Origin of the sequence: Klebsiella sp. GW_Kp182, from assembly GCF_040062275.1 — a bacterium.
Taxonomy (GTDB): Bacteria; Pseudomonadota; Gammaproteobacteria; order Enterobacterales; family Enterobacteriaceae; genus Klebsiella; species Klebsiella michiganensis.
In genome coordinates, this window is sequence record NZ_JBEAFQ010000045.1 from 56,097 (window position 1) to 72,683 (window position 16,587).

15 protein-coding genes are annotated in these 16,587 nt (G+C 57.2%); 7 read left to right on the top strand and 8 right to left on the bottom strand.

Features of this window, described 5'->3' with window-relative positions:
* Positions 1 to 42: 42 nt before the first annotated feature.
* The 5 genes from ABLU88_RS19725 to ABLU88_RS19745 all read right to left on the bottom strand — a co-directional run bounded on the left by ABLU88_RS19725 (position 43) and on the right by ABLU88_RS19745 (position 5,563).
* On the bottom strand, positions 43 to 1,176 hold the full coding sequence (locus ABLU88_RS19725; protein WP_038424238.1) for an ABC transporter permease: 1,134 nt from the start codon (positions 1,174 to 1,176) through the stop codon (positions 43 to 45).
* Entirely contained in the window at positions 1,166 to 2,905 is a 1,740-nt protein-coding gene (locus tag ABLU88_RS19730) for an ATP-binding cassette domain-containing protein (protein ID WP_049101310.1), read from the bottom strand. Before ABLU88_RS19730 ends, ABLU88_RS19725 begins: the two co-directional genes overlap by 11 nt.
* Positions 2,902 to 3,894: a secretion protein HlyD gene (gene hlyD, locus ABLU88_RS19735; RefSeq protein WP_014228502.1), complete on the bottom strand. Its 993-nt coding sequence runs from the start codon at positions 3,892 to 3,894 to the stop codon at positions 2,902 to 2,904. Before hlyD ends, ABLU88_RS19730 begins: the two co-directional genes overlap by 4 nt.
* On the bottom strand, positions 3,891 to 4,568 hold the full coding sequence (gene cecR, locus ABLU88_RS19740; RefSeq protein ID WP_038424240.1) for a transcriptional regulator CecR: 678 nt from the start codon (positions 4,566 to 4,568) through the stop codon (positions 3,891 to 3,893). Before cecR ends, hlyD begins: the two co-directional genes overlap by 4 nt.
* A 71-nt stretch (positions 4,569 to 4,639) precedes the next feature.
* A complete protein-coding gene (locus ABLU88_RS19745) occupies positions 4,640 to 5,563 on the bottom strand; it encodes a LysR substrate-binding domain-containing protein (protein WP_348837685.1) in 924 nt (307 codons plus the stop codon).
* Between the two features lie 342 nt (positions 5,564 to 5,905).
* Between ABLU88_RS19745 and ABLU88_RS19750 the strand changes: the two genes are divergently transcribed.
* The 7 genes from ABLU88_RS19750 to ybiB all read left to right on the top strand — a co-directional run bounded on the left by ABLU88_RS19750 (position 5,906) and on the right by ybiB (position 14,893).
* Entirely contained in the window at positions 5,906 to 7,237 is a 1,332-nt protein-coding gene (locus tag ABLU88_RS19750; protein WP_032748828.1) for an MFS transporter, read from the top strand.
* Positions 7,238 to 7,286: 49 nt separating this feature from the next.
* Positions 7,287 to 8,036, top strand: a complete 750-nt coding sequence (locus tag ABLU88_RS19755) for a glucose 1-dehydrogenase (RefSeq protein WP_014228506.1) — start codon at positions 7,287 to 7,289, stop codon at positions 8,034 to 8,036.
* A gap of 13 nt (positions 8,037 to 8,049) precedes the next feature.
* Positions 8,050 to 8,895 (top strand): transketolase, encoded by an 846-nt coding sequence (locus ABLU88_RS19760; protein WP_014228507.1) that lies wholly within the window; start codon positions 8,050 to 8,052, stop codon positions 8,893 to 8,895.
* On the top strand, positions 8,895 to 9,887 hold the full coding sequence (locus ABLU88_RS19765) for a transketolase family protein (protein ID WP_274578899.1): 993 nt from the start codon (positions 8,895 to 8,897) through the stop codon (positions 9,885 to 9,887). The genes ABLU88_RS19760 and ABLU88_RS19765 overlap by 1 nt, the downstream gene beginning before the upstream one ends.
* Before the next feature lie 300 nt (positions 9,888 to 10,187).
* On the top strand, positions 10,188 to 11,537 hold the full coding sequence (gene rhlE, locus ABLU88_RS19770) for an ATP-dependent RNA helicase RhlE (RefSeq protein ID WP_025108102.1): 1,350 nt from the start codon (positions 10,188 to 10,190) through the stop codon (positions 11,535 to 11,537).
* A gap of 200 nt (positions 11,538 to 11,737) precedes the next feature.
* Complete coding sequence (gene dinG, locus ABLU88_RS19775) at positions 11,738 to 13,882, top strand: ATP-dependent DNA helicase DinG (protein WP_348837689.1); 2,145 nt, start codon at positions 11,738 to 11,740, stop codon at positions 13,880 to 13,882.
* A 42-nt stretch (positions 13,883 to 13,924) separates the two neighbouring features.
* Complete coding sequence (ybiB, locus tag ABLU88_RS19780) at positions 13,925 to 14,893, top strand: DNA-binding protein YbiB (RefSeq protein ID WP_014228510.1); 969 nt, start codon at positions 13,925 to 13,927, stop codon at positions 14,891 to 14,893.
* A gap of 135 nt (positions 14,894 to 15,028) precedes the next feature.
* Here the strand turns inward: ybiB and ybiJ are convergent, their stop codons facing one another.
* From ybiJ to ybiX, 3 genes are all read right to left on the bottom strand, one after another.
* Complete coding sequence (gene ybiJ, locus ABLU88_RS19785; protein WP_004130722.1) at positions 15,029 to 15,289, bottom strand: DUF1471 family protein YbiJ; 261 nt, start codon at positions 15,287 to 15,289, stop codon at positions 15,029 to 15,031.
* Positions 15,290 to 15,573: 284 nt separating this feature from the next.
* Positions 15,574 to 15,840, bottom strand: coding sequence for a DksA/TraR family C4-type zinc finger protein (locus tag ABLU88_RS19790; protein WP_004130731.1), 267 nt, complete (start codon positions 15,838 to 15,840; stop codon positions 15,574 to 15,576).
* Positions 15,841 to 15,908: 68 nt separating this feature from the next.
* Positions 15,909 to 16,586, bottom strand: coding sequence for a PKHD-type hydroxylase YbiX (gene ybiX, locus ABLU88_RS19795; RefSeq protein WP_025108099.1), 678 nt, complete (start codon positions 16,584 to 16,586; stop codon positions 15,909 to 15,911).
* Position 16,587 lies beyond the last annotated feature (1 nt).

Sequence of the window (16,587 nt, forward strand, 5' to 3'; positions counted from 1 at the left end):
CGGGTAAGACGTTAGCCGCAACCCGGGGGGCACGCAGGCAAATTAATCCAGACGCCGTTTGGTTTTCAGCCACGTCAGGCCGATAAACATCACCGCCGAGGCGATTAAAAACATCACGTTCACCAGCAGCACCACCGGGATGTTGCCCGCCAGAAACAGGCTTTGCAGGGTGCTGACAAAATAGCGCGCCGGGATCACGTAGGTCACCGCGCGGATTATCGCCGGCATGCTGTCTATCTGAAAAATAAACCCGGACAGCATAATTGAAGGCAGGAATGCGGCATTCAGCGCCACCTGCGCGGCGTTAAACTGGTTGCGGGTAATGGTGGAAATCAGCAGCCCCATTCCCAGGGTGCTCAGCAAAAACAGGCTGGTGATAAAAAACAGAATCACCAGCGAACCGCGAAAGGGCACGCCGAGAATAAATACCGCCACCAGCATACACAGCAGCATCGCCAGCATGCCGAGGAAATAGTAGGGGATCAGCTTGCACAGCAGCAGCTCGGCGCGGGTAATCTCGGTCGACAGCAGCGCCTCCATGGTGCCGCGCTCCCACTCGCGGGCCACCACCAGCGAGGTCAGGATCGCGCCGACTACCGTCATAATGATGGTAATCGCGCCGGGGATAATAAAATGCTGGCTGATCGCGGCCGGGTTAAACCAGTAGCGCGTCTGCACGTCGATTAGCGGCTCGAAGGTTTCGCCGCGATCTTCCGCCCGCTGCTGCTGCCAGATTTGCCAGATGCCTTCGACGTAGCCCTGGGCGAAGTTAGCGGTATTCGGTTCGCTGCCGTCGGTGATGAGCTGGATCGGCGCATCGTCGCCGGGGCGGGCCATCTTCTGGTCGAAGTCCACCGGCAGGGTGACCAGGGCGCGAATGCGTCCCGCCTGCATCATCTGCACCAGTTCCTGGCGGTTATCGCTGATGGTGGCGTCGATATAAGGGGAGCCGGTCATGGTATGGACAAAATCCAGCGCCTCTTCGCTCTGCTGCTCCAGCAGCACGCCCACCCGCAGCTTGCTGGAGTCGAGGTTAATCCCGTAGCCAAAGATAAACAGCAGCAGCAGGGGGATGACCACCGCAATCAGCCAGCTGCTGGGGTCGCGGACAATCTGCCGCGTCTCTTTCACGCACAGGGCGCGTACGCGCCGCCACGATAGCAGTTTAGCGCTCACCGGCGTTCTCCTTATCCCAGTCGTGAATGAGGGTGATAAACGCCTGCTCCATCGTCGGGTCAGGCTGTTCATCATCCGCCGCCAGCGCCTTCAGATCGTCCGGCGTGCCGCTGGCGATCAGTTTGCCGCGATAGACCAGGCCGATACGATCGCAATACTCCGCTTCATCCATAAAGTGGGTGGTGACCATCACCGTCACGCCTTTATCCACCATGCTGTTGATATGCAGCCAGAATTCGCGGCGGGTGAGGGGATCGACCCCGGAAGTGGGTTCATCAAGAAACAGGATATCCGGCTCGTGCATCAGCGAGCAGGCCAGCGCCAGGCGCTGTTTATAGCCGAGCGGCAGATCGTCGGCGGCCTGCCGGGCGATGCTTTTCAGGCCAAACGCCTCGCTCATGCTGGCGATTTTGTCGTTCTGCGCCCGTCCGCGCAGGCCGTAGACGCCGGAGAAGAAGCGCAGGTTCTGCTCAACGGAAAGGTTGCCGTAGAGCGAGAACTTCTGCGCCATATAGCCCAGATGCTGACGCGCCTTGCCGGAGCTGACTTTCAGGTCCATGCCCAGCACCAGCGCTTTCCCGGAGGTGGGGACCAGCAGGCCGCACATCATCTTAAACGTCGTGGACTTTCCCGCGCCGTTAGGCCCGAGGAGGCCGAAAATCTCCCCGCGTTTGACCTGAAAATCAACGTGGTCGGTGGCAGCAAAATCGCCGAATTTCTTGGTCAGGGTCTGCGCCTCAATCACCGTGTCCTCATGGGAGCCTTCCACGGTGTGGATAATGTTGCCCAGCGGCGATTCGGCAGTACCGGCGCCTCCCAGCAGGTCGATAAAGGCATCCTCGAAGCGCGGCGCGGTTTCGGCGACCTCCAGCGGCGGCATATCGCCAGCCTTCTGTACATCGCTGATGCTGGCCTCTTTTTTAAGGATCAGGCGTACCGATTTACCCTGAATCACGCCATCGCTGACCTGCGGTAGCTTCAGCGTACGCTGGAGGAGGCGGCGGTTATTCTCCCGGGCGCTGGAAACCAAAAAGCTGCGTCCGGCCATGGTCTGCGTCAGCTCTTTTGGCGCCCCCTGGTAGAGCAGCTGGCCCTCGTTCATCAACAGAACGTCCCGGCACTGCTCGGCCTCATCAAGATAAGAGGTGCTCCAGAGGATCAGCATTCCGTCGCCCGCCAGTTCGTGCACCATCTGCCACAGTTCGCGGCGGGAGATAGGGTCGACGCCGACGCCGGGTTCGTCCAGCAGCAGGACTCTCGGTTCGCCGACGAGGGTGCAGGCCAGGCCAAGTTTCTGCTTCATGCCGCCGGAAAGCTTGCCCGCCAGCCGGCCGGTAAAGGGGCCGAGGGAGGTAAACTCCAGCAGCCTGGCGAAGGTTTTTTCCCGCGCCTCGCCGGTCACGCTGCGCAGATCGGCGTAGAGCGTCAGGTTTTCCATCACCGTCAGATCTTCATACAGGCCGAATTTCTGCGGCATATAGCCGAGCACCGCATGCAGGGCGCTATCGTCGGCAATCGGGTCGAAGCCGATCACTTTTGCGCTACCTGCGTCGGGCTTCAGCAGCCCGGCGAGCATGCGCATCAGGGTGGTTTTTCCGGCGCCATCCGGGCCCACCAGACCGGTCACATAGCCGGAGTGAATGGTGCAGTCCAGCGGCGCGACGGCCGGGCGATCCATGCCGGCAAAGCGCCGGGTCAGGCCGCTCAGCGTAATCACGTCCTCGCTCATTGGCCGTTTCCGTGACTGAAGGTGACGGTGACCGGCATCCCCTGGCGCAGCGCGTCGTCGGCATCAGTGACCACAATACGCAGGCGATAAACCAGATCGGTGCGCAGGTCCGGCGTTTCCACGGTTTTCGGCGTGAATTCAGCGGTAGGGGAGACGAAGCCGATTTTGCCGCGGTAGGGTTTATCCGGGCGACTATCGGTGTAAAGCAGCACTTCGCGACCCGGCTGGGCCTGACCGAGGTTTTTTTCATCGATATAGGCGCGTACCCACACCGGATGGGTTAACGATAACGTCATCACCGTGCCGCCAGCGCTGAGCATGCTGCCCGGCTCGACGGCGCGGGTCATCAGCGTCCCGTCGGACGGCGAGGCCAGCGTGGTATCGTGCAGATCCAGCTTCGCCTGCGCCAGCGCGGCCTGCGCCTGTTCAAGGCTGGCTTTGGCCTGGGCGATTTCCTGCGGACGATTACCGGCGCGGTACTGGCGCAGCTTATCCTGCGCGGACTTCAGCGTCGCCTGGGCCTGATCGCGCGATGAGCGGGCGTTTTCCAGGTCGTTAGCGGAGATGGCGCTGCTTTTGCGCAGCCCCAGCTGGCGCTGGTAAAAATTCTGCGCATAGTCGTAAGCGGCCTGCGCCTGGTTGACCGCGGCGGCGGCCTGAGCGATCTCTTCCGAGCGATACCCCGCCATCATCAGGTCGTACTGCGCCTGGGCGGTGGAAACGTTGGCCTGAGCCTGCTGCAGGGCATTCTCGTAGGGCGCTCGGTCCAGCTCGCCCAGGGTCTGCCCGGCTTTAATCGCATCGCCCTCGTCGACGCTGAGCGACGCCAGCCGCCCGCCCACGCGGAAGCTGAGGTTGACGGTACGAATATCCACGTTGCCATACAGCGTGAGCGCTTTCTGCTGGCTGCTCTGGTACCACCACCAGCCTCCGCCAATGACAGCGGCCAGCAGGAGAAGCAGCACAACGACGATGAGCGGTTTTTTCATGACTCCAGACTCCTTTGCGATAATCCTTCCAGAACGAAATCAATATGGCAGGTGATAACCTCAATAATTTGCGCGGTTTTGTCCCGATCGAATTCAGCCCAGCCCGCGCGGCGCAGCACCGTTTCCCGACCAAGGCGAAAAGCGAGAACTTCGCCCAGCAGCGCGTGGGTGTGGAGGACCATTTCCGTGCTGTCAGCGTTAAGGCCGGTATAGGCGGCGATTAAGCGGGTCAGGTAGCAGTGTAGCGGAGCAATCACCTGATCGTGGATGAGCCGGTAGGCCGGCGTTGGCGACAGCTGCTCGCGGGAGATAAATTTGCTCAAATTGACGGTGTCGTCCTGGGTCAGCAGCAAAATCATATTCTGGCAGGCGCCCAGTATCAGGGTGCGCATGGCGGCTTTATCCGGAACAGGCTCAGCGCACAGCGCTTCCGCCGCCTGCGCGTGGGGGCGGAAATTGTGCTCGATAAAATCGGCAATCCACTGGGCGCAGGCGAGATAGAGATCGTCCTTGGAACCAAAATAGTAGGTAATGGCGGCGATATTCTGCCCGGCCTGGGCGGCAATATCGCGGGTTGTGGCGTGCAGGCCGTATTCGCCAAACTGGGCGATTGCGGCGGCGATAAGCAGGCTTTTCGCCTGCTCGCCCTTACTGGTCGTGGGAGTGGTTGTCATCGCGCGAGAAAAGTTAATCAATCGATTGATTAACTCTAGGCGCAGGTTGGCGGTTTGTCCACCGTTTGCTGCTAGATATGAAATCCTTCGCGACTCAGCTCTTCGGCAACCCAGGCAAAGAAGATCTTCACTTTCTCTTTTTGTTCATTCGGGTGCGGTAGAACGAAGTGATGCGCGTTAACCGGAATGCTGACGTCGCGGGTAAAGACGGGTTCCAGGTGGCGTTGGCTCACGCTCTGCCCGGCCAGCAAATTACTCTCAAGAATAATCCCCATTCCCATCCGGGCAGCCTCAATACTCATATAGGAGCGGTCAAAATTAAAAATAAAGTTTTTATTCCAGCCGCGAACCTTATGCCACGACAGCCAGTTGCTCCAGCCTATCAGCGTGCTATCGGAATGAATAAGGTCGCAGGCCAGCAGGTCTTCAATGGACTGAACGTCGCGGCCGGCTAAATAAGTCGATGAGCTAAAGGGGAGCACGCGTTCATTTTTTATGGTCTTGACCACCAGGGTTGGCCACTGTGAGAGCCCGTGGCGAATATCGATATCAATATTATCGCGGGAGAACTGGATGCTTTCATAAGAGCAGGTCAGGCTAATTTTAAGCTCCGGCCAGGCCTGGCGAAATTTATTCAGACGGGGCATCAGCCACAATAATCCAAAGCTCGGTGCGGAATGAATCCGTAAATAATCCTGGTGGATATCATTAATCACCTGGTTAGTGGCCTGACCAATAATATTTAACGCCCCGGAAACCTCTTTAAGGTATTTTTCGCCAATTGTGGTTAATACCATCCCTTTACTGCTACGGGAAAATATTTTTTTTCCCAGATACTGTTCCAGGCTGGCTATCTGATGACTTACCGCGGAGGCCGTAATATTAAGATTCTCTGCCGCCAGGTTCAGGCTGCCGGTATCAGCCACTTCAATAAAGGCCTGAATATTACGTAAGGATGGCATCGGCAAGCTTTTATTCTGCAGCGGCTGGTTCATGATTTCCTCCGGCGGGGGGAATAACGCAAGGCGGTTTTTTTACTCAGAAAGAAGGACGTCCAGCCGTTATCCCAGAAAATGATGGTCAGCATAGCACAGCCGGAAAATAAGTGATGGCGCAATCCGTGATGAAGTTAACAGTTTTTAAATGCACAACTCTCGAAAAAAATAATTGACAGGAATTTGAGTGCAGTCACGAAGCAAATTTTTCTCACGCGCAATTGAGCTTTTTTGAATACCCTTTCTTTTTGGGATTGTTATATTGCAACTACAGGCCTGATAACAGGGCGCGATGCGGTAAGGGTCGCGACAAAAAACATAAAAAAATAAAGAGGATACCCTATGTCACGTATAGATACTGTTGTCTGTACTGACGCCAGAAAAACAAAATATCGTTTCGTGGTTTTGACGATGATTTTCCTGGTGTATGCCATAAATTACGCCGACAGAACGAATATCGGTGCGGTACTGCCGTTCATTATTGACGAGTTTCATATCAACAACTTTGAGGCCGGGGCCATCGCCAGCATGTTTTTCCTCGGCTATGCGGTAAGCCAGATCCCGGCCGGTTTTTTTATTGCCAGACGCGGCACCCGGGGACTGGTCTCGCTGTCTATTTTCGGCTTTTCCGCTTTTACCTGGCTGATGGGCACCGTGAGCTCGGTGTTTGGCCTGAAGATGGTGCGACTGGGGCTGGGGCTTAGCGAAGGGCCGTGCCCGGTGGGGCTGGCTTCAACCATTAATAACTGGTTCCCGCCGAAAGAGAAAGCCACGGCAACGGGCGTCTACATCGCCGCCACCATGTTTGCGCCGATAATCGTACCGCCGTTGGCGGTGTGGATCGCGGTTACCTGGGGCTGGCGGTGGGTCTTTTTCTCCTTTGCGATACCGGGGATTGTGGCGGCGGTCGCGTGGTACCTGTTGGTTAAGTCAACGCCCGCGGAAAGCGGATTTGTTTCGCAACGCGAACTGGAAGAGATTAATGCCGGGCGTGAAACCGATAAAAACGCCGTCCGCGAAAATATATTAATTGCCGACCGCTTCACCTGGCTGGATAAAATTATTCGGGTGAAAAAGATGGCGCCTATCGATACGGCGAAAGGATTATTTACCTCGAAAAATATTCTTGGCGACTGTCTGGCCTATTTTATGATGGTCAGCGTGTTGTACGGGTTATTAACGTGGATCCCGCTGTATTTAGTGAAAGAGCGCGGTTTTGACGTGATGAGTATGGGCTTCGTGGCGAGTATGCCGTGCATCGGCGGCTTTATTGGCGCGATTGGTGGAGGCTGGATCTCGGATAAAGTGTTAGGCCGCCGGCGTAAACCCACCATGATGTTCACCGCGATTTCAACCGTGGTCATGATGCTCATTATGCTGAACATTCCAGCAAGCACCTTGGCGGTATGTATTGGATTATTCTTTGTCGGTTTTTGTTTGAATATTGGCTGGCCGGCTTTTACCGCCTACGGAATGGCCGTTTCGGACAGTAAAACCTATCCGATTGCCTCTTCTATTATTAATAGCGGCGGCAACCTTGGCGGCTTTGTCGCCCCGATGGCCGCCGGTTTTTTACTTGATCAGACCGGCAGCTTTAATTCTGTATTCACCTATTTTGGTATCTGCGCCGCAATAGGTCTGGTGGTGATTCTTTTCCTCGATGAGCCACAATAACGGCAATATTTCTGTTAATTAATATGACGTCATGTCATGGAGTGAAAATATGTTATTAAAAGATAAAGTCGCCATTATTACTGGCGCGGCCTCCGCACGCGGTTTGGGTTTTGCCACCGCCAAATTATTTGCCGAGAACGGCGCCAGCGTGGTCATTATCGACCTCAATGGCGAAGCCAGCAAAGCCGCAGCGGCGGCCCTGGGCGAAGGCCATCTTGGTCTGGCAGCGAACGTCGCCGATGAAGTTCAGGTGCAGGCCGCAATCGAACAGATTCTGGCGAAATATGGCCGGGTCGATGTGCTGGTGAATAACGCCGGCATTACCCAGCCGCTGAAGCTGATGGAAATTAAGCGCGCCAACTATGACGCTGTGCTGGACGTCAGCCTGCGCGGCACGCTGCTGATGTCGCAGGCGGTTATTCCGGCGATGCGGGCGCAAAAATCGGGCAGCATTGTCTGTATCTCTTCGGTTTCCGCCCAGCGCGGCGGCGGTATCTTCGGCGGCCCGCACTACAGCGCGGCAAAAGCCGGTGTGCTCGGCCTGGCGCGGGCGATGGCGCGCGAGCTTGGCCCGGATAACGTCCGCGTAAACTGCATCACGCCCGGGCTGATTCAGACCGATATTACCGCCGGCAAGCTGACCGACGACATGACGGCCAATATCCTCGCCGGGATCCCGATGAACCGTCTGGGCGATGCGGTGGATATCGCGCGCGCCGCCCTGTTCCTCGGCAGCGATCTCTCTTCCTACTCGACCGGTATCACCCTGGACGTGAACGGCGGCATGTTAATCCACTAAGCGAGGCAAGCAGATGAAGATGACAGAAACACAACAAGTTGCCGCGGCGGCGTGGCGTATTCGTCGCTATGCCCTGCAAATGGGCGAAGTCCAGGGGCAGGGCTATATCGGCCAGGCATTAGGCTATGCGGATGTGCTGGCCACCGCCTTCAGCCACGCGATGCGCTACCGTCCGGAAGATCCGCAGTGGGAAGGGCGTGACCGTTTTCTGCTCTCTCACGGTCATTACGCCATCGCCTATTATGCGGCGCTGCTGGAAGCGGGAATTATCCCGGAAGAGGAGCTGGAGACCTACGGTTCCGACGACAGCCGCCTGCCGATGTCGGGCATGGCGACCTATACGCCTGGAATGGAGATGTCCGGCGGCTCGCTGGGGCAGGGGCTCTCCATCGCCGTCGGGATGGCGCTCGGTCTGAAGAAGAAGGGCAGCGCATCCTGGGTTTTTAACTCTATGTCGGATGGGGAGCTGGACGAAGGTTCAACCTGGGAAGCGGCGATGTCGGCGGCCCACTACGGCCTGACTAACCTGATTAACCTCGTTGACGTGAACAAACAGCAGGCGGACGGCGATTCGCGCAAAATTCTCGGCTTTGAGCCGCTGCATGAAAAATGGGCCGCCTTCGGCTGGTACGTGCAGCGCGTGGACGGTAACGATCTGGCGGCGGTGGTGGCCGCCTTTGATAACGCGAAAAATCATGCGGGCAACCAGCCGCGGGTCATTTTATGCGACACGCTGATGGGCAAAGGGGTGCCGTTCCTTGAAACCCGCGATAAGAACCATTTTATCCGCGTCGATGCCGACGAATGGCAAAAAGCGATTGCGGTGCTGGACGCCAACAAACCGGAAGGAGTGCTGTAATGAGCCAGAGTAAACCACGCTTAAAAACGTCGGCGATGATCGCCTCCATTGCTGATGAAGGTCAGGCGACCGTTTCCGCGCCGTTTGGCGTCGCGCTCTCGAAGCTGGCGGGTCAGCGCCCGGAAATCGTCGGTATGACCGCGGACCTGTCAAAGTATACCGATCTGCATATTTTCGCCCAGGCCTTTCCGGATCGCTTCTTCCAGATGGGAATGGCGGAGCAGCTGCTGATGGGGGCCGCCGGGGGAATGGCGAAGGAGGGATTTATTCCCTTCGCCACCACCTATGCCGCTTTTGCCACCCGTCGCGCCTATGATTTTATCCATCAGGTGATTGCCGAAGAGCATCTGAACGTGAAGATCTGCGCGGCGCTGCCGGGCCTGACCACCGGCTACGGGCCGAGCCATCAGGCAACCGAAGATCTGGCGATTATGCGCGGCATTCCCGGCATGGTCATCGTCGATCCCTGCGATGCGCTGGAGATAGAGCAGGCGGTACCGGCGATTGCCGACCACGACGGTCCGGTGTATATGCGTCTATTGCGCGGTAAGGTGCCGCTGGTGCTCGATAAATATGATTATCAGTTTGAGCTGGGCAAGGCGAAGCTGCTGGAGGACGGTAACGATGTACTGATTATCTCTTCCGGGCTGATGACCATGCGCGCCCTCGAGGCGGTTGAAAAACTGCGGGCCGATAATATCAGCGCGGCGGTGCTGCATGTCCCCACCATCAAACCGCTTGATGAAAAAACGATCGTTGCGCAGGCTTCGAAACCCGGCCGTCTGGTGGTGACCGCGGAAAACCACACGTCGGTCGGCGGGCTGGGGGAGGCGGTTGCCGCGCTGCTGATGCGTAAAGGCGTACGCTGTGAGCTGGATACCGTCGGTTTGCCTGACGAATTCCTGCTGGCCGGCGCGCTTCCGACGCTGCACGACCGCTACGGCATCTCCACCGCGAAGATGGTCGAAAAAATTAAGTATCGCCTGCGTTAATCGCTTTCGCCGCCGCGTTCTGTGGCGGCGTTTTTCTGCTTTTGTTCGCGGTTTCCCCGTCGAGGCATTAAACGGGCTATTTCGGGGACGCCTGGCGCGAAGCGCCATCGCCGCTTCTCATCGACAGGACGGGGAGCAGTGGTTTGTTAGCCGGAGGATTCTTTTCGGCAGATTTTATGCGGTTCGTCACAAAATCTGCTAGACTGCGCAGCTTCATGGCATTGTGGTTTTTGCCATCTCTTTCGCAATAATCTCCCTGAAAACTACGCCTGTGACGGGCCGGGGCGGTTCGGAGTTGTTATGTCTTTTGATTCCCTTGGCCTGAATCCTGAAATCCTGCGCGCCGTCGCTGAGCAGGGCTACGTTGAGCCAACCCCAATTCAGCAGCAGGCTATCCCGGCAGTATTACAGGGTCGCGATCTGATGGCCAGCGCTCAGACCGGTACCGGCAAAACGGCGGGATTTACGCTGCCGCTGCTTCAGCATCTGATCCAACAGGAGCCGCATGCTAAAGGGCGTCGCCCGGTGCGTGCGCTGATCCTGACCCCAACGCGCGAGCTGGCGGCGCAAATTGGCGAGAACGTCCGGGATTACAGCAAATACCTCAACGTTCGCTCGCTGGTGGTGTTCGGCGGCGTGAGCATTAATCCGCAGATGATGAAGCTGCGCAGCGGCGTCGATATCCTGGTGGCAACGCCGGGTCGTCTGCTGGATCTTGAACATCAGAACGCCGTGAGCCTCGACAAAGTCGAAGTGCTGGTGCTGGACGAAGCCGACCGTATGCTGGATATGGGCTTTATTCACGATATTCGCCGGGTGCTGGCGAAGCTGCCGGCCAGACGTCAGAACCTGCTGTTCTCCGCAACCTTCTCCGATGACATTAAATCGCTGGCGGAAAAGCTGCTGCATAACCCGCTGGAGATCGAAGTCGCCCGCCGCAACACCGCCTCTGAGCAGGTGAGCCAACTGGTGCATTTTGTCGATAAAAAGCGCAAACGCGAGCTGCTGTCGCAGATGATCGGTGAAGGTAACTGGCAGCAGGTGCTGGTCTTTACCCGCACCAAGCACGGCGCAAACCATCTGGCGGAACAGCTCAATAAAGACGGCATCCGCAGCGCCGCTATTCACGGCAACAAGAGCCAGGGCGCGCGTACCCGCGCATTGGCTGACTTTAAATCCGGCGGCATTCGCGTACTGGTGGCCACCGATATCGCCGCGCGCGGTCTGGATATTGAAGAGCTGCCGCACGTGGTGAACTACGAGCTGCCAAACGTACCGGAAGACTATGTGCACCGTATCGGTCGTACCGGGCGCGCCGCGGCAACGGGTGAAGCGCTGTCGCTGGTTTGCGTTGATGAACATAAACTGCTGCATGATATCGAACGCTTGCTGAAAAAAGAGATCCCGCGTATTGCCCTGGCGGGCTACGAGCCGGATCCATCGATTAAAGCCGAGCCGATTCAGAACGGTCGTCAGCAGCAGCGCGGCGGCGGTCGCGGTGGCCAGGGTCAGGGCCGCGGTGGCCAGGGGCAAGGTCGCGGTCAGCAGTCCGCTCCGCGTCGTACCGATGGCGAAGCGCCGAAAGCGCGAACTCAGGACGGTAAGCCTCCTCGCCGTCGTCGCCCGCGCAAACCCGCCGCGGCGGAGTAACGCTATCCCGTCACTCCTGTGGCGAGTGTCGCAATCGCGCGGCTAAGCCACTGATGGGTTGTCCGGGTAAGACTCCTTACCCGGACGCGCTTCGCTCAGCATAACCTCGAGCGTGATTCCAGTTTGCTCAGAAAGACGTTCCTTCCGACGGCTAAAAAATGGCACAATAGTGGCTGTTTATACAGTATTCAGGTTTTCTCATGGCTTTGACCGCAGCGCTGAAAGCGCAAATCGCCGCCTGGTATAAGGCGCTTCAGGAACAAATCCCTGACTTTATTCCCCGTCCTCCGCAGCGGCAGATGATTGCCGATGTGGCGAAGACGCTCGCCGGGGAAGAGGGGCGACATCTGGCGATAGAAGCCCCGACCGGCGTCGGCAAAACCTTGTCATACCTGATTCCCGGCATCGCCATTGCCCGTGAAGAACAAAAAACGCTGGTGGTCAGTACCGCCAACGTTGCTCTGCAGGACCAAATCTACAGTAAAGACCTGCCGCTGCTGCGCAAAATCATTCCCGACCTGCGATTTACCGCCGCCTTTGGCCGCGGGCGCTACGTCTGCCCGCGTAACCTGGCCGCGCTTGCCAGCACCGAGCCAACGCAGCAGGATTTACTGGCCTTTCTTGATGACGAACTCACGCCTAACAACCAGGCGGAACAGAAGCTGTGCGCGACGCTGAAAGCGGACCTTGATAGCTACAAATGGGACGGCCTGCGCGATCATACCGATAAAAATGTGGATGATTCATTATGGAGCCGCCTGAGCACCGATAAAGCCAGCTGCCTGAACCGCAACTGCCACTATTATCGCGAATGTCCGTTTTTTGTCGCCCGCCGGGAAATCCAGGAAGCGGAAGTGGTGGTGGCGAACCACGCGCTGGTGATGGCGGCGATGGAAAGCGAAGCGGTGCTGCCAGAACCGAAGCATCTGCTGCTGGTGCTGGATGAAGGCCACCATCTTCCGGAGGTGGCCCGCGATGCGCTGGAAATGAGCGCGGAAATCACCGCCCCCTGGTACCGCCTGCAGCTGGATCTTTTTACGAAACTGGTCGCGACCTGCATGGAGCAGTTTCGCCCTAAAACCACGCCGCCGCTGGCGAATCCCGAGCGTCTGAATGGGCATTGCGAGGAGCTCTATGAGCTCATCTCCTCCCTGAATAATATCCTCAATCTGTACATGCCGGCCGGGCAGGAGGCGGAGCACCGCTTCCCGATGGGGGAGCTGCCGCAGGAAGTGATGGAGATTTGCCAGCGGCTGGCGAAGCTCACCGAAACGCTGCGTGGTCTGGCGGAGCTGTTCCTTAACGATCTGGGCGAAAAAACCGGCAGTCACGACGTGGTGCGTTTGCATCGGGTTCTGCTGCAGATGAACCGCGCGCTGGGGATGTTTGAAAGCCAAAGTAAACTGTGGCGGCTGGCATCGCTGGCGCAGTCCTCCGGCGCGCCAGTGACCAAATGGGTCACCCGCGACCTGCGGGATGGCCAGATGCATATCTGGTTCCACTGCGTGGGGATCCGCGTCAGCGATCAGCTGGAGAGGCTGCTGTGGCGCAGCGTCGCGCATATTGTCGTTACCTCTGCGACGCTACGCTCGCTTAATAGCTTTTCGCGTCTGCAGGAGATGAGCGGGCTGAAAGAGAAAGCGGGAGACCGCTTTGTGGCGCTGGATTCGCCCTTTAATCACGTCGAACAGGGTAAAATCGTCATTCCGCAGATGCATTACGAACCGCTTATCGATAACGAAGAGCAGCATATTGCCGAGATGGCCGCCTATTTCCGGGAACAGGTCGAGAGCAAAAAGCATCTCGGCATGCTGGTACTCTTCGCCAGCGGAAGAGCGATGCAGCGGTTTCTCGAACACGTTACCGATCTGCGCCTGCTGCTGCTGGTTCAGGGGGATAAGCCTCGCTACCGGCTGGTCGAGCTGCATCGTAAACGCGTTGAAGGCGGCGAGCGCAGCGTACTGGTTGGGCTGCAATCCTTTGCGGAAGGCCTGGATTTAAAAGGCGAACTGTTAAGCCAGGTGCATATCCACAAGATCGCTTTCCCGCCGATTGACAGCCCGGTGGTGATCACCGAAGGCGAATGGCTCAAAAGCCTCAACCGCTATCCGTTCGAAGTTCAGAGCCTGCCCAGCGCGTCATTCAACCTGATTCAACAGGTTGGCCGCCTGATCCGTAGCCATAGCTGCTGGGGAGAGGTGGTAATTTATGATAAACGCCTGTTGACCAAAAACTACGGTAAGCGTTTATTGAATGCATTACCCATATTTCCGATAGAGCAGCCAGCCGTCCCTGAGGTTATAGTAAAAACTAAAATAAAACAGACGCGTCGCAAACGGCGTTAGCGGTGCAATGTCGACGCGGTGAGAAGCTCAGAGGAGCCTGCAATGGACTACAGCAAGATCGTTAAAGAAGTCGGGCGCGGAAAAAACCACGCTCGCGACCTGGATGTGGAAACGGCGCGCGCGCTTTACTCGCGGATGCTTAACGGCGAGGTGCCTGACCTTGAGCTCGGCGGCATTCTTATTGCCCTGCGCATCAAGGGCGAAGGTGAAGCGGAGATGAAGGGCTTCTATGAAGCGATGCAGGAGCACACCATTAAGCTGACGCCGCCGGTCGGCAAACCGATGCCGATTGTGATCCCCAGCTATAACGGCGCGCGTAAACAGGCTAACCTGACGCCGCTGCTGGCCGTCCTGCTGCATAAGCTCGGCTTCCCGGTCATCGTTCACGGCGTGAGCCACGATCCCACCCGCGTGCTGACGGAAACCATTTTTGACCTGATGGGGATCCCGGCGACGCTTCACGCGGGCCAGGCACAGGCGCGGTTAGATAGTCACCAGCCGGTTTACGTTCCGGTCGGCGTATTTTGTCCGCCGCTGGAAAAACAGCTGGCGATGCGCTGGCGCATGGGCGTGCGTAACAGCGCCCACACCCTGGCCAAGCTGGCGACGCCGTTTGCCGAAGATGCGGCGCTGCGCCTGTCGAGCGTTTCGCACCCTGAGTACGTCGGTCGGGTCGCGAAATTTTTTGCCGGGATCGGCGGCCGGGCGCTGCTGATGCACGGTACTGAAGGCGAAGTTTACGCTAACCCGCAGCGCTGCCCGCAGATTAGCCTGATTGATGAGACCGGTACGCGGGTGGTTAACGAGCGTCAGGATGGCGCCGCTGCGCAGGCAGTCGCTCTGCCGGAGTCAAAAGATCCCGAAGTGACCGCGCGCTGGATCGAGCGCTGTATGGTCGGGAGCGAACCGCTGCCGTCATCGTTGAAAATTCAGCTGGCCTGCTGTCTTCTGGCCACCGGCGTGGTCTTGTCTCTGGAGCAGGGGCTGGCGAAGGTGGCTGAGAGCTGGTAACTCTATCGCAGGATCGCAGGCAAAAAAAAGCCCGTCCAGTGGCATGGACGGGCAAGGCAAGGGTATTAAAGGATCTTACAGGGTTAAAACAGTGGCATTACAGGGTGTTGCTGTTGCTACAGGGATAACTGACGATTATTTATAGATAACCGCAGTACCGCTCAGTTTGTTGTTGCTGTTAGCGGAGGTAATGCTATAGCCGGTTGCGCCAGCGGCCTCGGCTTTTTCAGCCAGTTTAGCTTCCAGTCCATCCAGCGTCGTCGCGCCTTCAGCGGAAACCACACCAATTTTGTTCATGCTCTCTGCCTGAGCCGATGTCACCGGCTGAGCGGCGAACGCGCCGAAAGACAGAGCGGAAAGGGCGATAGCGGCGGCAGCATATTTGATGTTTTTCATAGTTAATCTCTCGCAGGTTGTTCTGTATAGGGGACGATGTTCCGTCGATGTGATAAGTATCACGGTTTTTAGCGGGAGATAAAATCGAAGGAAATTAACAGTCTCAATCTAATTTTTTGAATGATTATTAATTTATTGAATATTAATAAATTATTTTAGCCGGCGGCGGCGAAACAGGTCGGGGCGACGAACGGGGGGCTGGAAGGGCACATTTTGCCACGCCGTTTGCCAAAAAACGTGCGCGAAAAGATAACGCGATGTGCGTAATGAACGGTAAATATTGGTCAGCGAAGCTGGCTATCCTTGGAGCCTCTGCGATTATATCCTGAAAATGTATTGTTATGTAAATCTTTCTCCTGTTGGCATTTTACGCAGTATTTCACCCCCGCCACCGCCCGTCGGCGCGCCTCAGGAATCGGCTCCCCACATTCTTCACAAAATTTGTTGCTTTCCCCCGATGACAGTTCGTTTCGCGCCCGAGCTATCGCGTCGTTGATGGTGCTGTCGATCTGTTCCTGCACCGCGTCATCATTCGCCCAGCCTGATGCCATAGTTCACCTCGCTATCTCGCCTCTCTTTAGTATAGAGAATATGGGGGTAAAAAATGACCAGACAAGGCTCAGATCTCTGACCATTCGCGCAGCAGGTTATGGTACAGATTAAGCAGAGACAGGACTTCGTCACTTTCGCCGTGGCGGCTTTTTAATTTCTGAATATTGCCATCCAGTTCAAACAGCATACTGCGGCGTTTATCGTCGCGGATCATTGACTGAACCCACAAGAACGAGGCGACGCGAACGCCTGAGGTCACCGGGGTGACGCAGTGCAGGCTGCTTGAAGGATAGAGCACCAGGTCCCCGGCAGGGAGCTTAACCGAATGCTGTCCGTAGGTATCGTTCACGACCAGCTCACCGCCTTCGTAGCTCTCCGGGGGGCTTAAAAAGAGCGTGGCGGAAAGATCGGTGCGCATCCAGCCTCCCTGCGCCTGGCTGCGCACCGCGCCGTCGACGTGGAAACCATAAGTTTCGCTCTGCTGATAACGATTAAATAGCGGGCTGGAAATCGCTTTCGGCAGCGCGGCGGCAAAAAACAGCGAGCTGCGATTCAGCGCCGCCAGTACGTTGCCCTGAAGTTCGCCGTAACGATTGCTGTGGGTATCAACCTGCTGGTTATTTTTGACCTGGGCGCCCAGATCGCCGGTCGTCACGCGCCCGTCGACCCATTCCGCCTGCTGCAGCTGAGCGATAAAATCGTCCACTTCCTGAGAGCTGAGAACGGCGGGAATATGATACATCATC